This window comes from Mycolicibacterium gilvum (assembly GCF_900454025.1).
Lineage (GTDB): Bacteria > Actinomycetota > Actinomycetes > Mycobacteriales > Mycobacteriaceae > Mycobacterium > Mycobacterium gilvum.
Genome location: NZ_UGQM01000001.1, coordinates 3461419 through 3475932 on the forward strand (window position 1 = coordinate 3461419; position 14514 = coordinate 3475932).

At 70.5% G+C, this 14514-nt stretch carries 14 protein-coding genes; 7 read left to right on the top strand and 7 right to left on the bottom strand.

Going from position 1 to position 14514, the window contains the following annotated elements:
* The first annotated feature begins 9 nt into the window (after window positions 1–9).
* The 5 genes from cobG to DYE23_RS16230 all read left to right on the top strand — a co-directional run bounded on the left by cobG (window position 10) and on the right by DYE23_RS16230 (window position 5029).
* Window positions 10–1128: a precorrin-3B synthase gene (gene cobG / locus DYE23_RS16210; protein ID WP_115327634.1), complete on the top strand. Its 1119-nt coding sequence runs from the start codon at window positions 10–12 to the stop codon at window positions 1126–1128.
* 9 nt (window positions 1129–1137) lie between these two features.
* Window positions 1138–1764, top strand: coding sequence for a precorrin-8X methylmutase (locus DYE23_RS16215; protein WP_011893982.1), 627 nt, complete (start codon window positions 1138–1140; stop codon window positions 1762–1764).
* Window positions 1761–3239 carry a precorrin-2 C(20)-methyltransferase gene (locus DYE23_RS16220; RefSeq protein WP_011893981.1) on the top strand — a complete coding sequence of 493 codons (1479 nt, stop codon included), beginning with the start codon at window positions 1761–1763 and terminating at the stop codon, window positions 3237–3239. The genes DYE23_RS16215 and DYE23_RS16220 overlap by 4 nt, the downstream gene beginning before the upstream one ends.
* Window positions 3240–3309: 70 nt before the next feature.
* On the top strand, window positions 3310–3933 hold the full coding sequence (locus DYE23_RS16225; protein ID WP_115329000.1) for a TetR/AcrR family transcriptional regulator: 624 nt from the start codon (window positions 3310–3312) through the stop codon (window positions 3931–3933).
* A gap of 10 nt (window positions 3934–3943) precedes the next feature.
* Entirely contained in the window at window positions 3944–5029 is a 1086-nt protein-coding gene (locus DYE23_RS16230; protein ID WP_115327635.1) for a phosphotransferase family protein, read from the top strand.
* Here DYE23_RS16230 and cbiE read toward each other — a convergent pair.
* Both cbiE and dprE2 read right to left on the bottom strand, forming a co-directional pair.
* Entirely contained in the window at window positions 4992–6179 is a 1188-nt protein-coding gene (gene cbiE, locus DYE23_RS16235) for a precorrin-6y C5,15-methyltransferase (decarboxylating) subunit CbiE (protein WP_115329001.1), read from the bottom strand. The genes DYE23_RS16230 and cbiE overlap by 38 nt on opposite strands.
* Window positions 6176–6919, bottom strand: a complete 744-nt coding sequence (gene dprE2, locus DYE23_RS16240) for a decaprenylphospho-beta-D-erythro-pentofuranosid-2-ulose 2-reductase (protein ID WP_115327636.1) — start codon at window positions 6917–6919, stop codon at window positions 6176–6178. The genes cbiE and dprE2 overlap by 4 nt, the downstream gene beginning before the upstream one ends.
* A gap of 35 nt (window positions 6920–6954) precedes the next feature.
* On the opposite strand from dprE2, the gene DYE23_RS16245 reads away from it, so the two are divergent.
* Window positions 6955–7368: a PPOX class F420-dependent oxidoreductase gene (locus DYE23_RS16245; RefSeq protein ID WP_013471511.1), complete on the top strand. Its 414-nt coding sequence runs from the start codon at window positions 6955–6957 to the stop codon at window positions 7366–7368.
* Between the two features lie 6 nt (window positions 7369–7374).
* Here DYE23_RS16245 and DYE23_RS16250 read toward each other — a convergent pair whose 3' ends face one another.
* On the bottom strand, window positions 7375–8505 hold the full coding sequence (locus tag DYE23_RS16250; protein WP_115327637.1) for a M24 family metallopeptidase: 1131 nt from the start codon (window positions 8503–8505) through the stop codon (window positions 7375–7377).
* 115 nt (window positions 8506–8620) lie between these two features.
* On the opposite strand from DYE23_RS16250, the gene DYE23_RS16255 reads away from it, so the two are divergent.
* On the top strand, window positions 8621–9595 hold the full coding sequence (locus DYE23_RS16255) for a 5'-3' exonuclease (RefSeq protein WP_115327638.1): 975 nt from the start codon (window positions 8621–8623) through the stop codon (window positions 9593–9595).
* 26 nt (window positions 9596–9621) lie between these two features.
* Here the strand turns inward: DYE23_RS16255 and DYE23_RS16260 are convergent, their stop codons facing one another.
* From DYE23_RS16260 to tatA, 4 genes are all read right to left on the bottom strand, one after another.
* Entirely contained in the window at window positions 9622–10389 is a 768-nt protein-coding gene (locus tag DYE23_RS16260) for a DUF4333 domain-containing protein (protein ID WP_115327639.1), read from the bottom strand.
* Window positions 10390–10444: 55 nt separating this feature from the next.
* On the bottom strand, window positions 10445–13210 hold the full coding sequence (locus DYE23_RS16265; protein ID WP_115327640.1) for a DEAD/DEAH box helicase: 2766 nt from the start codon (window positions 13208–13210) through the stop codon (window positions 10445–10447).
* Window positions 13194–14138, bottom strand: a complete 945-nt coding sequence (gene tatC / locus DYE23_RS16270; RefSeq protein ID WP_011893971.1) for a twin-arginine translocase subunit TatC — start codon at window positions 14136–14138, stop codon at window positions 13194–13196. Before tatC ends, DYE23_RS16265 begins: the two co-directional genes overlap by 17 nt.
* 94 nt (window positions 14139–14232) lie before the next feature.
* On the bottom strand, window positions 14233–14487 hold the full coding sequence (gene tatA / locus DYE23_RS16275; RefSeq protein ID WP_011893970.1) for a Sec-independent protein translocase subunit TatA: 255 nt from the start codon (window positions 14485–14487) through the stop codon (window positions 14233–14235).
* Window positions 14488–14514 lie beyond the last annotated feature (27 nt).

Sequence of the window (14514 nt, forward strand, 5' to 3'; positions counted from 1 at the left end):
CGTGGTCGGGTGGTCAGAGCACGGGAGAAGGACGCCTGTCCCGGCGCGCTGCAGACCCACCGCGCGGCCGACGGCGATCTTTCCAGGATCCGCCTTCCCGGCGGTGCGATCACGCCCCCGCAACTGGAGGTCGTCGCGCAGGCGGCGATCGATCTGGCCGCATCGACGCTGGAGCTGACCTCGCGGGGGAACCTGCAGATCCGTGGCGTCCGCGACACCGCCGCCGTAGCAGACCTGCTGGCCGGCGCGGGTCTGTTGCCCTCGGCCACGCACGAGCGGGTGCGCAACATCGTCGCGTCGCCGCTGTCGGGACGCCACGGCGGGCTGTGTGACGTCCGCGCCCTCGTCGCCGACCTCGACGCCGCCGTGCAGCGCGATCCGGTGCTGGCGGAACTGCCGGGACGGTTCCTGTTCGGGTTCGACGACGGCCGCGGAGACATCTCGGGGCTGGGTGCCGACGCGGGTGTGCACGCACTCGACGATTCCACCGCGGCGCTGCTGCTCGCGGGGCGTGACACCGGTGTGCGCGTCGCCCTGTCCTCGGCCGTCGATAAACTGCTGGCCGTCGCACGCCGATTCGTCGACGTCCGCGGAAAGCACTGGCGCGTCGGCGAACTCGACGACCCGGCCATCCTGCTGGACGACAGGGCGCCGACGGAGCGCCCGGGCGAGACATGGCAGGCCCGGACCCGTCCGCCCGTCGGCTGGATCGAGCAGACCGACGGCCGCATCGCCCTCGGCGCCGCGGTCCCCCTGGGGGTGCTCGACGCCCAGGTGGCGCGCTACCTCGCCGCCGTCGAGGCGCCGCTGGCCGTCACCCCGTGGCGCTCGGTGCTGATGTTCGACCTCGACGAGGGTGTCGCCGACGTCGCGCTGCGGGTGCTCGCGCCGCTCGGGCTGATCTTCGACGAGGATTCCGCCTGGCTGTCGGTCTCGGCCTGCACCGGAAGCCCGGGCTGTGCGCACTCGGCCGCCGATGTGCGGGCCGACGCCGGAGCCGCGGTCGACCCCTCGATCGCGGTGCACCGGCACTTCGTCGGATGCGACCGGGCCTGCGGAAGCCCTGCTGACGCGCAGGTCCTGGTGGCCACCGGAGACGGCTACCGGAGCCGAGAAGCCCACCCGTAGGGTGATCGGGTGCTCGACTACATCCGCGACGCCGCCGAGATCTATCGCCAGTCGTTCGCGACCATTCGCGCCGAGGCGAACCTCGCCCGCTTCCCCGAGGATGTGGCCCGCGTGGTGGTGCGCCTGATCCACACCTGCGGTCAGGTCGACGTCGCCGACCACGTCGCGTTCACCTCCGACGTCACCGCGCGCGCCCACGCCGCGCTGGCCGCCGGCGCCCCGATCCTGTGCGATTCGTCGATGGTGGCCGCGGGAATCACCAGGTCCAGGCTGCCCGCCGACAACGAGGTGGTGTCCCTGGTCGCCGACCCGCGCGCACCCGAGATGGCCGCGAAGCTGGGCAGCACCCGCTCGGCGGCGGCGGTCGACCTGTGGGCCGACCGGATCCCCGGTGCGGTGTTCGCGATCGGGAATGCGCCCACCGCGCTGTTCCGGCTGCTCGAGCTCGTCGACGACGGTGTCGCCCCGCCCGCGGCGGTCCTCGGCGGCCCGGTCGGCTTCGTCGGCTCCGCCCAGTCCAAGCAGGAGCTGATCGACAATCCGCGCGGCATCCCGTATCTGCTGGTCACCGGCAGGCGTGGCGGCAGCGCGATGGCCGCCGCCGCCGTCAATTCGATTGCGGCAGAACAAGAATGAGCGCACGGCAGGGAACGCTCTGGGGTGTCGGGCTGGGACCCGGAGACCCGGAACTGGTGACGGTCAAGGCCGCCCGGGTGATCGGCGCCGCCGACGTGATCGCCTACCACAGCGCACGCCACGGTCGCAGCATCGCCCGCAGCATCGCCGAGCAGTATCTGCGCGACGGCCAGATCGAGGAGCACCTGGTCTACCCGGTCACCACCGAAACCTCCGAGCATCCCGGCGGATACGCCGGGGCCATGGAGGACTTCTACCGTGAATCCGCCGACCGCATCGCCGCACACCTCGACGCGGGACGCGACGTCGCGCTGCTCGCCGAGGGTGATCCGCTGTTCTACAGCTCCTACATGCACATGCACACGCGCCTGACGGAACGCTTCGACGCGATCATCGTGCCCGGGGTGACGTCGGTCAGCGCGGCGTCGGCGGCGGTGTCGACCCCGCTGGTCCAGGGCGATCAGGTGCTGACCATCCTGCCCGGAACGCTGCCCCAGGCGGAGTTGCGGCGTCGCCTCGCCGACACCGACGCCGCGGTCATCCTCAAACTGGGCCGCTCCTACCCCGCTGTGCGACAGGCCCTTTCAGAGGCCGGCCGGCTCGACGACGCGTTCTACGTCGAGCGGGCGAGCACCGAGCGGCAGCGGGTACTGCCCGCCGCCGACGTCGATGCCGACTCGGTGCCGTACTTCGCGCTGGCCATGCTGACCGGTGACGGACGACGCCGGGTGGGCACCGGCTCGGTCGCCGTCGTCGGGCTCGGACCCGGCGACACGGCGTGGATGACCCCGCAGAGCCGTTCCGAGCTCGCCGCGGCCACCGATCTGATCGGATACGGCCCGTACCTGAACCGAGTGGGCGTCCGGGAGGGCCAGCGCCGCCATCCCAGCGACAACACCGACGAGCCGGCGCGGGCACGACTCGCGTGCGAGCTGGCCGAGCAGGGCCGCGCCGTCGCCGTCGTCTCCTCCGGAGACCCGGGCGTCTTCGCGATGGCGACCGCGGTGCTCGAAGAGGCCGAGCAGTGGCCCGGGGTGGACGTCCGGGTGATCCCGGCGATGACGGCCGCGCAGGCCGTCGCCAGTCGCGTCGGCGCGCCGCTCGGCCACGACTACGCGGTCATCTCGCTGTCGGACCGGCTCAAGCCGTGGGACGTCATCGCCCGGCGGCTGGCGGCGGCCGCCGAGGCCGACATGGTGCTCGCCATCTACAACCCCGCGTCCAAGACCCGGACGTGGCAGGTCGGCGCGATGCGCGACCTGCTGCTCGAACACCGCGATCCGGCCACCCCGGTGGTGATCGGGCGCGACGTCGCGGGCCCGCGCGAGTCCGTCACGGTGGTCGCCCTCGGCGACCTGGACCCGGCGACGGTCGACATGCGCTGCCTGCTGATCATCGGGTCGACCCAGACCCGGTGGCAGCGCACCACCGACGGCGCCGACCGGGTGTTCACACTGCGGCGATACCCGACCTGACACGCGTCGCGCATCGTTGACAGTTGTCAGAAGCGCAGGCTAGTCTCCGCGCGTGCAGCGAGGGCTTCCGGTGCGGTCCCCGACCGACCGGCGCCAACCGCAGAAGAGCGACCTGCGTCGCGTCGCGATCCTCGAATCCCTGAACCACCATCTGCGGGAATCGGGCTTCGATGCGCTCAACATCGCGGCCGTGGCCAAGCGTGCCGGGGTGACCCGTTCGGCGTTCTACTTCTACTTCGAGAACAAGGCCGCCGCCGTCGCCGCCCTGCTCGAACCGATGTACGACGACGGCTTCCTCGCCGGTGACATCCTCACCGATACGACCCAACCCCCGGCCCGGCGCGTCCGCGCGATGCTCGAAGCCCTGCTCGACACCGTCGACGAGCACCGCTACCTGCTGCAGGCGATGCTCGAAGCGCGGGCCACCAGCGCGGCGATCCGGCACGTGTGGGATGAGGCCCGGGAGACCTTCGTCCCGACGGTCGCGCAGATGATCGCCTCCGAACGTGCCGCGGGGCGCGCCCCCGACGGGCCGGGGCCCGAGATGATCGCCGGCATCCTGCTGGAGTTCAACGACCGCCTCATGGAACGCCACACGCTCGGCGGCAGGCTGAGCCGGGACGAGCTGCTGACCGCGGCCCAGTCGGTGTGGCTTCGCACCATCTACGCCAACGACGGCGACGAACTGCAATGAAAGGCGACTCGTGACGATCCCCCGCACCCCGGCAGACCTCACCCCCACCTGGCTGGAGTCGGTGCTCGACGCCGGGGTCGACGACGTCACGGTCACCGCCATCGGCACCGGACAGACGGGCGCCACCTACCGGGTGTCGGCGACCTACGACAACCCGACCGCAGCCGATCTCCCCGCCACGTTCGCCGTGAAGCTGCCCGCCCAGGACGACGCGGTACGGGAACGCGTCGCACTGGGCTACCTGTCCGAGGTCGATTTCTACTCCACGATCACCGCGGACGTGGCCGTGCCGGTGCCCGGGTGCTACCACAGCGAGATCTCGTCCGACGGAACAGATTTCGTTCTGGTGTTGGCCGACATGGCCCCCGCCGAGCAGGGCGACCAGATCGCCGGCTGCACCGCGGCCGAGGCTGCGCTGGCCGTGGAGGCGATCGCGGGGCTGCACGGGCCGAGCTGGGGCGATCGCCGCTACTTCGACCTGCCGTCGATCGTGATGCCCAAGCCCGGCGACGAGGCGGCCGCGTCAGGCATGGGCGAGGTCGCCGTGATGGCGGCGAACATGACGCTGGAGAAGCTCGGCGGATCGGTCGACGACGAGGACCGCGACACGCTTCTGACGTCGATGAGCCTGGTGACGCCGTGGCTGATGGCCGTCCCGGACCGCTTCTCGCTGATGCACGGTGACTACCGGCTCGACAACCTTCTGTACGACCCCGAGCGCACCCGCGTCACCGTCGTCGACTGGCAGACCGTCGGCATCGGTCTGCCGACGCGCGATCTCGCCTACTTCACCGCGACCAGCCTGCTGCCCGACGACCGGGCCGCCGTCGAGCGTGACCTCGTGCAGCGCTACCACGCCGCACTGCTGGCACACGGGGTCAGCGGCTACGACGTCGAGACCTGTTGGCAGGACTACCGACTCGGCGTCTTCCAGGCCCCGCTGATCACCGCGCTGGGCTTCGCGTTCGCGGCGTCGACCGAACGCGGCGACGAGATGATCCTGACGATGCTGCACCGAGGATGCCGGGCCATCCGCGAACTCGGCGCGATCGATCTCGTCAGGTCGTATCAGGCTTCGTCACCGACCACTGCGTGACCGGCATCGCCGGGCGCCAACCGGTGAACGTGCCGACCGCTTCGCCGCGGTAGTGCTGGAATCTGCGGAGTTCGCCTCCGTGCTGTGAATACCATTGTGCGAGCACGGCTTCGGACTCGACGGTGACGGCGTTGACCACCATGCGGCCACCGTCGCGCAGCGCGTCCCAGCAGGCCTGCAGCAACCCCGGCCGGCTCACCCCGCCGCCGACGAAGACCGCATCCGGTGGCGGAGCCATCCCGAACGAGTCGGGGGCATCGGAACCGACCTCGATGCGCACACCGAATATGTTCGCATTCATCGTGATTCGGGCGCGCCGGACCTCGTCGCGCTCGAAGGCGACGGCACGGCAGCCGGTACCGGCCAGACACCACTCGACGGACACACTGCCCGACCCCGCCCCCACGTCCCACAGCAGCTGACCCGGACGGGGCGCCAGCGCAGCCAGCGTCGCGGCACGGATCGCCTGCTTGGTGATCTGCCCGTCGTGGGCGAACGCATCGTCGGGCAGCGCACCGTGGCGACGAGCGTCGGGCAGATACCGCACCGCGATCACGTTGAGGGCGTCCACGTCGCCAGGCGGGCGGGCCGCCCATTCCCGCGCGGTCGCCGAGCGCCGCAGCTCCCCTGGGCCACCCAATTGTTCGAGGATCGTGAGCTCGGAGTCACCGCGCCCGGTGTCGGTGAGCAGACGCGCGAGCGCCGCCGGGGTCGAACCGTCCCGGGACAGCACCACCGCCTGCCCGCCGCGGCGCACCGCGGTGTGCGGGTCGGCGTTGACCAGGCTGATGATCTCGGTGTCCTGCACCGGCCAGCCGACCCGTGCGCACGCCAGCGTCACCGACGACACGTGCGGCAGCACCGCGACCCGCTGCGCGCCGAGCAACGTGATCAGCGTGCCGCCGATGCCGTGCAGCAGCGGATCACCGCTGGCGATCACATGGATGTCGCCACCGCTGTCGTCCATCAGCGACGGAAGCGCCGGCAGCAGCGGGCTGGGCCAGGTCCGCCGGGCGGCCGTCACGGTGCCATCGAGCAGATCCAGCTGCCGTCGCGATCCGTAAATCACTGTGGCCCGCGACAATTCGGATCTCGACACCTCGGCCAGCCCGCTCATGCCGTCGGCGCCGATCCCCACGACGACGATCACCGCTTCACCCTGCGCCACGCCCACCGCGGCATCAGCCTGAAGGCCGTCGCCAGCAACGCCAGCGACCCCGGGATCCACACCGTCTCGCGACCGCGGTTCAACGCGGTGACCGTCGCGTCGGCGACCTGCGCCGGTGTGCTCGACAGCGGCGCCGGCGACATGCCCTCGGTCATCCGACCGATCACGAACCCGGGCCGCACCAGCAGCAGGTGCACCCCCGAACCGTGCAGTGCGTCGGCCAGGCCGCTGCAGAAGCCGTCCAGACCCGCCTTGGCCGACCCGTACACGTAGTTGGCGCGGCGGACGCGGTACCCCGCGATGGACGAGAACACGACCAGCCTCCCGGAACCGGCTTCGCGCATGCGGACGGCGAGCACCGTCAACAGGCTTACCTGTGCCACGTAGTCGGTGTGCGCGATCGCGGCCGCGTGTGCCGCGTCGGTCTCGGCGCGGGCCTGATCGCCCAGGATCCCGAACGCCAGCACCGCGGTGCCGATCGGGCCGTGCTCGGCGATGATCGCGTCGACCACGGGCTGGTGGGAGGCCAGGTCGTCGGCGTCGAAGCCGACCGGGTGCACCGCGGCCGCACCCGCCCGCCGCAGCTCCTCGATCTGGGGCGCCAGATCGTCCGGCCGGCGCGCGGCCAACACCACTGTGGCGCCGCGGGCCAGCCGCTGCGCCAGTTCCGACCCGATCTCGCTGCGGCCGCCGAAGATGACGACGACGTTCGTGTCCCTCACGGTGCCTAGTATGTCCTGCGCTAGCGTGGACCCCGATGGCCAAGGCAACAGCACGAATGACCGAGGATGCGCTGGCGTTCCTCACCGAACGGCATCTGGCGATGCTGACCACACTGCGTTCCGACGGATCCCCCCACGTCGTCGCGGTCGGGTTCACCTTCGACCCCACCACCCACATCGCCCGCGTCATCACCAGCGGCGGCTCGCAGAAGGCGGTGAACGCCGAACATCGCGGTGTCGCGGTGCTCAGCCAGGTCGACGGCGCGAGATGGCTGTCACTGGAGGGCAAGTCGGCCGTCCTCACCGACATCGAGGACGTGCGCGACGCCGAACGCCGCTACGCACAGCGCTATCGGACACCGCGTCCGAACCCGAAGCGCGTCGTGATCGAGGTGCGTATCCAGCGGGTGCTCGGCTCGTCGAGACTGCTGGACCGCGGCGAGGACTGACCGCCGCTAGGGCACCGGCACCACGACGAGATCGTGCGGGCGGTTGTTGACCGCCAGCGCGCCGTCGGCGGTGACCACCACGATGTCCTCGATGCGCGCGCCCCACTGCCCGGGGAAGTAGATGCCCGGCTCGACCGAGAACGCCATCCCCTCCTGCAGCGGCAACGCGTTACCCGCGACGATGTAGGGCTCCTCGTGGACCGAGAGCCCGATGCCGTGGCCGGTGCGGTGCACGAACGCGTCTGCCAACCCCTCGTCGGCCAGCACGTCGCGCGCGGCGGCGTCGACCTGCTCCGCGGTCACTCCGGGCCGCACGGCGTCGACCGCGGCGCGCTGGGCCCGCTGCAGCACGGCGTACCGGCGCGCGACCTCCGGGTCGGGCTCACCGATGCTGTAGGTGCGCGTGGAATCGGAGTTGTAGCCGGGGTCATAGGGCCCCCCGATGTCGACGACGACGATGTCACCGGCCTGCAGTTCGCGGTCCGAGCACTCGTGGTGAGGGTCGGCGCCGTGCGGGCCCGACCCGACGATGATGAACGCGACCTCCGAATGGCCCTCTGCCACAATGGCTTGAGCGATATCGGCGGCGACGTCGGCCTCGGTGCGGCCCGGCACCAGGAACTCCGGGACCCGGGCGTGCACCCGGTCGATCGCCGCCCCGGCCTTGCGCAGGGCGTCGATCTCCGCCGGATCCTTGATCATCCGCAGGGTGCGCAGCACCTCGGTGGCCAGCACCGGCACGGTGCCCAGCACGTCGGCCAGCGGCAGCAGATGCAGCGCCGTCATGGAATCGGTGACCGCGACCGACTGCGGCCCGTCGCCCGGCAGCGCGTCCGCGACCAGTTGGTAGGGATTCTCGCCGTCGACCCAATCACGCACGGCGACACCGAGTTCGGGGATCGCCGACTCCTTCAGCGCGGCGAGTTCCAGGCGGGGCACGACGATGGTGGGCTCGCCTGCGGCCGGGAGCACCAGCGCGGTGAGCCTCTCGAAGGTCTGGGCCCGTGAGCCCGTCAGGTAACGCAGGTCGTAGCCGGGGGTGATGACCAGCCCGGACAGCCCCGCCGTCGCGGCGGCCTCGGCGGCTGCCCGGAGTCGATGCGCGTACACGTCGGTGCCGAAGCGGGCGTCAGTCATGCGTTTCAGGTTAGTGCCGAATCGAATCCCGCCGCGAGCAGGCACAAACTCGCACGACACGCTGTCGAAACGCCCGAGAATGCGTCTGCTCGCCGGGGAAAGGTGACCTGGAAAGATGGCGCGCATGGTCAGCACGCCCCCGAACTCCCCGCTCGTGCTTCTCGACGGCGCCAGCATGTGGTTCCGCTCGTACTTCGGTGTTCCGTCGTCGATCACCGCGCCCGACGGTCGCCCCGTCAACGCGCTGCGCGGATTCCTCGACGCCGTGTCGACGGTGATCGCCCGGGAGCGTCCGCACCGGCTGGTGGTGTGCCGCGACGACGACTGGCGGCCACAGTGGCGGGTCGACCTGATCCCGTCGTACAAGGCGCACCGGGTGGTGGAGGAGAACCCCGCAGACGGACCGGATGTCGAGGAGGTGCCCGACGAGTTGACCCCGCAGGTCGACATGATCATGGAGATCCTCGACGCGTTCGGCATCGCGACCGCGGGCGCGGCCCACTACGAGGCCGACGACGTCCTGGGCACGCTGGCCGCCGCCGAGGAGCGCGACCCGGTGGTCGTGGTCAGCGGCGACCGCGACCTGCTGCAACTCGTCCGCGACGAGCCGGTGCCGGTGCGGGTGCTCTACCTGGGCAAGGGCCTGGCCAAGGCCGTCAAGTGGGGACCGGCCGAGGTCGCCGACACCTACGGTGTTCCGCTGGAGCGCGCCGGGTCCGCCTACGTGGAACTGGCGCTGCTGCGCGGCGACCCGTCCGACGGCCTACCCGGTGTGCCCGGCATCGGCGAGAAGACCGCGGCCACGCTTCTGGCACAGCACAACTCGCTGGAGAACATCGTCTCCGCCGCCCACGACCCGGCGTCGAAACTGTCCAAGGCGCACCGCAAGAAGCTGCTCGCCGCGAGCGACTACATCGAAAAGGCCGAGCCCGTGGTGCGGGTGGCCACCGACGCCGAACTGGACTGGTCCACCGACGGCGACGCCCTCCCGCTGTCCGCGCGCGACCCCCGCAAAGTGGTCGAATTGGCCGAACGCTACGGCGTGTCGTCCTCTATCGGACGCCTGCAGGCAGCGCTGGACAAACTCTGACGCCGCCTGGCTGAACGCCGGGCGCCCTACCGCGGGCGGCCGACCTCGTAGGTGCCGTCGTCGTCCTGGAAGGTGACGGTGACCTGACGCTTGGTGCCGTCGATGCTGACCTCGCAGGTGAAGGTGTCACCCTTCTTCACCGTCGGGCTGACGCCGCCGTTGCACGTCACGTCGTTGACGTTTGTGGCGCCGTAGCCGTTGGTCTCGTCGGTGAGGATCTGCCGGACGCCGGTCTGCGCGGCATCGACGTCGAGCTTGGTCGTCACGAAGAAGCCCGGCTTCCAGAAGCCGGTCACCAGCACGACGGCGAGGATGACCGCGACCAGCGCACCGATGACACCGCCGATCACCGCCATCGAGCGCTTCGAGCCTTCGTCGCCGCCCTGTCCCGGGTAGCCGGGCGCGCCCGGGTACTGGCCGTACTGCCCGGGCTGCTGGCCGTACTGCCCCGGCTGCCCGTACTGGGGCTGCTGGCCGTACTGGCCGTAACCGGGTTGCTGACCGTACTGACCGGGCGGCGGATAGGCCGCCGGGTTGTACTCGCCCGTCTGCGGCTGGCCGTACTGGTCGCCGGGCGGGTACTGCTGCGGCGAGTAGGTCGGCGGCTGGGTCGGCTGCTGATACTGCGGGTACTGCTGCGGCTGGTAGGCGGGCGGCTGCCACGCCGGCTGCTCGGTGCTCGGCGGCTGCCACCCCTGATTGGCCGCCGCATCGCCCGCCGGCTGGTCCGTGCCCTGCTCAGGCTGCTGACCTGACCACGGCTGCGTCGGGTCAGATCCCTGCGGTCCGCTCATTTCTCTCCTTGGTCATCCGCGTCGGGTGTGACGGGGGGCCTGCTGCGACAACACACTACCCGGCATCAACAGCTACGACGCCGCGCCGAACGTCGGCGATGGCGCGTTTCGCGGTCGCCCGCAGGCCTGGTGACGGCGCGGCGTTACGCACCTGATCGGCCAGATCGAGCACCTGCCTGCACCAGCGGACGAAGTCACCCGCCGACATCGAGGAGGCGGTCCCGCCGGCGGCCGACGCGGCGCCCGCGGCGAGCGCGGAGGCGAGATCCCCGGTACTCGCCCAGCGGTGGATGACCGCGACGAACCCGGTGTCGGGCTCCCGGCTGTACGTGATGCGGTGCCGCTGTTCATCGGTGCGCAGATCGGCCCACAGCGCCCGGGTCCGGTTCAGCGCCCGACGGAGGCGCCCGGTCGGAATGTCGGACCCGTCGCCCGGGCCCTGCCCGTCGCGGCGCGACTCGTAGATCACCGACGACAGCGCCGCGACGAGTTCGGCGGCGTCGAGTTCCTCCCAGACACCGGCGCGCAGACACTCGGCCACCAGCAGGTCGCTCTCGCTGTAGATGCGCGACAGCAGGCGCCCGTCCTCGGTGACCGTCGGCGTGTCGCCCGGGGCGATGAAACCGCGTTCGGTCAGCAGGACCACGATCCGGTCGAAGGTGACCGCGAGCGAGTTCGTCGCCGAGGCGATCTTCTTGCGCAGCTGTTCGTTGTCCCGCTCGATGCGCAGGTAGCGCTCCGCGACGCGGGCACGCTCCTCGCGGTCGTCGAGGCTGTGCGCCGAATGCGCCCGCAGCCGGTTGCGCAGGGAGATCAACTCGGGATCGACGTCGCCGTCGACCGGGCCGCGGCCTCGGCGCCGCTGCGCCGACGGGACGTCCAGCGTGGCCGCCGCCGACCGCAACGCCGAGGCGAGGTCGCGACGGGCCCGCGGATTGCGGTGCTCGACGTGTTTGGGCAGCGTCATCTTCCCGATCGGGCCTGCCGCCGCGCCGTAGTCAGCGGAGGAGATCCGGCCCGCCCAGCGGTGTTCGGACAGCACCAGCGGGCGCGGGTCGTCGGCGTCGCGGGCCGGCTCCAACACCACCGCGAGCCCACCGTGTTTGCCCTGGGAGATCGTGACGATGTCGCCGCGGCGCAGGGCCGCGAGCGCGTCGTTGATGGCCTGTCTGCGCTGCAGCCGCGACGCCCGCGACTGCGCGCGTTCGCGTTCGGAGATCTGGGCGCGCAGCCGGACGTAGTCGAGGATCGGCGCGTCGGGTCCGCCCATTTCGGCGGCGAGTTCGGCGAGCATGCGTTCCCCGCGTTCGGCGCCTCGGACCAGCCCGACGACCGAGCGGTCGGCCTGATACTGCGCGAACGACCGTTCCAGCAGTCGGTGCGCCTGTGCGGGACCCATCTGGTGGACCAGGTTGATGGTCATGTTGTAAGTCGGCGCGAACGAGCTGCGCAGCGGGAAGGTGCGCGTCGAGGCCAGACCGGCGACCTCCGCGGGATCGACATCAGGGTTCCACAGGACGACGGCGTGGCCCTCCACGTCGATGCCGCGGCGGCCCGCTCGGCCGGTGAGCTGGGTGTACTCCCCCGGCGTGAGCGGCATGTGCTGCTCGCCGTTGTACTTGACCAGACGTTCCAGCACGACCGTGCGGGCGGGCATGTTGATGCCCAGAGCCAGTGTCTCCGTGGCGAACACGGCCTTCACCAGTCCGGCGGTGAAGAGCTCCTCGACGGTGTGGCGGAAGGTCGGCAGCATCCCGGCGTGGTGGGCCGCGATACCTCTGAGCAGCCCCTCGCGCCACTGGTGGAAATCGAGCACGACCAGGTCCGTGTCGTTGAGGTCGGCGGTGCGGCGATCGACGATCTCGGCGATGCGGGCCCGTTCCTCGTTCGTCGTCAGCCGCAACGACGACCGCAGGCACTGCTTGACCGCGGCGTCGCACCCGGCCCGGGAGAAGATGAACGTGATCGCCGGCAGCAGCCGGCTCTGCTCCAGCACCCCGATCACCTCGGCCCGCCCGGGTGTGCGGTACAGGCTGGGCTGCCGCCCCTGCCGGTCACGCCCCCGACCGCGCGGTTGCCAGTCGACCAGGCGTTCGGCCTCGCGGCGGTGCGCGATGTGGCGCAGCAACTCCGGATCGACGAGCAGATCGCGGCCGGACGGCCCGGATCCGCGATAGTCGAACAGGTCCAGCAGTCGCCTGCCGACCATCACGTGCTGCCACAGCGGCACCGGGCGATGCTCGTCGACGACGACGGTGGTGTCCCCGCGCACCGTCTTGATCCAGCCGCCGAACTCCTCGGCGTTGCTCACCGTCGCCGACAGGCTCACCAGCCGGACCTCTTCGGGCAGGTGCAGGATCACCTCCTCCCACACCGCACCGCGCATGCGGTCGGCCAGGAAGTGCACCTCGTCCATCACCACATGGGAAAGCCCATGCAGCGCAGGGGAATCCGCATAGAGCATGTTGCGGAGCACCTCGGTGGTCATCACGACGATGTCGGCGTCACCGTTGATGGCCTGGTCGCCGGTCAGCAGACCGATGCGTTCCGGGCCGTAGCGACGCACCAGGTCGTTGTGCTTCTGATTGCTCAGTGCCTTGATCGGGGTGGTGTAGAAGCACTTGCGCCCGGCCTCCAGCGCCAGATGCACCGCGAACTCGCCGACGACGGTCTTACCGGCGCCGGTGGGCGCGCAGACCAGCACCCCGTGTCCCTGGGCGAGCGCCTCGCACGCTCGACGCTGGAACCCGTCCAGCGAGAACGGCAGCAGCGCGGTGAAGGCGGTCAGGCTCTCCGGTGCCGGATCAGGTGGATTCGTCATCGACCACAACGCGCGAGGGAGCAGGAACCGCCGTCGGGGCGTCGATGGACTCGGCCGGACCGATCGGTGAGGCCTCGTCGTCGGGCACGTCGTCGAGGGCGGCGCGGCGGGCCTTGCGCTTGTCGCTGATCCGCGCGACCTGGATCGCGACCTCCATCAGCGCCGTCATCGCCAGCGCGAGCGCCAGCATCGAGAACGGATCCGAACCGGGGGTGACGAACGCGCAGAACACGAACAGACCCATGATCAGGCCGCGACGCCACGCCTTGAGCCTCTCGTAGGTCAGGATGCCGACGAGGTTGAGCATGATGATCAGCAGCGGGAACTCGAAGCTGATCCCGAACACCAGCAGCAGATTGATCAGGAATCCGAAGTACTGATCGCCCGAGAGCGCCGTCACCTGGACGTCGCTGCCCACCGTCAGCAGGAAGCCCAGGGCGGTGGAGAGCACGACGTAGGCCAGGATCGCGCCCGCGACGAACAGGATCGCCCCCACCATCACGAAGGCGACCGCGAACCGGCGCTCCTTGGCGTACAGGCCAGGGGTGATGAACGCCCACACCTGGTAGAGCCACACCGGACAGGCCATCACGACGCCCGCGGTCATGGCCACCTTGAGTCGCAGCATGAACTGGTCGAACGGCGCGGTCGCCAGCAGGCGGCATTCGCCGTCGGGCGTGATCGAGGCGCGCGCGGAGTCGGGCAGCGCACAGTACGGGCCGCGCAGCCAGTCGCCGAGGCTGGGCAGCCCCAGGAAGCCGTTGCTGTACCAGAGAAAGCCGAGGACCGAGGTGGCCAGCACCGCGAGGACGGCGATCAGCAGTCGGCTGCGCAGCTCGGTCAGGTGGTCGACCAGCGACATGGTGCCGTCGGGGTTGACCCGGGACCGCCGCCGGCGGGGATCGAGCTTCTTGAAGAGTCCGGGCATCTGCTCAGGGGCCTAGTTGCTGCTCACAGGGTTGCTGCTCACAGGCACGACATCACGGACGCGGCCGTAGCCGCGTCCTGGGGAGATCGTCCGGTCAGGCCGGGCGTTTGTCGGAGTTGGACGACGTCGACTGCGTCGAAGGATCGACGACGACCCGCTCGGACGTGATCTGCTCGGGCTGATCCGACTTGGCCGCGTTCGAATCGGACTGCATCTCCTTGATCTCGGACTTGAAGATGCGCATCGACTTGCCCAGCGAGCGCGCCGCGTCCGGCAGCTTCTTGGCACCGAACAGCAGGACGAACACGGCAATGACGATCAGCCAGTGCCAGGGTTGTAGACCACCCAATTTGGTTACCTCCAGACGTCTGCGGTC

What these genes read in the sequence shown, in the direction of transcription:
- DYE23_RS16245 (WP_013471511.1), top strand. Translation starts at nt 6,955, where the DNA reads ATGGCCAAGGCAACAGCACGAATGACCGAGGATGCGCTGGCGTTCCTC.
- DYE23_RS16220 (WP_011893981.1), top strand. Translation starts at nt 1,761, where the DNA reads ATGAGCGCACGGCAGGGAACGCTCTGGGGTGTCGGGCTGGGACCCGGA.
- DYE23_RS16260 (WP_115327639.1), bottom strand. Translation starts at nt 10,389, where the DNA reads ATGAGCGGACCGCAGGGATCTGACCCGACGCAGCCGTGGTCAGGTCAG.
- DYE23_RS16255 (WP_115327638.1), top strand. Translation starts at nt 8,621, where the DNA reads ATGGCGCGCATGGTCAGCACGCCCCCGAACTCCCCGCTCGTGCTTCTC.
- DYE23_RS16250 (WP_115327637.1), bottom strand. Translation starts at nt 8,505, where the DNA reads ATGACTGACGCCCGCTTCGGCACCGACGTGTACGCGCATCGACTCCGG.
- DYE23_RS16265 (WP_115327640.1), bottom strand. Translation starts at nt 13,210, where the DNA reads ATGACGAATCCACCTGATCCGGCACCGGAGAGCCTGACCGCCTTCACC.
- tatC (WP_011893971.1), bottom strand. Translation starts at nt 14,138, where the DNA reads ATGCCCGGACTCTTCAAGAAGCTCGATCCCCGCCGGCGGCGGTCCCGG.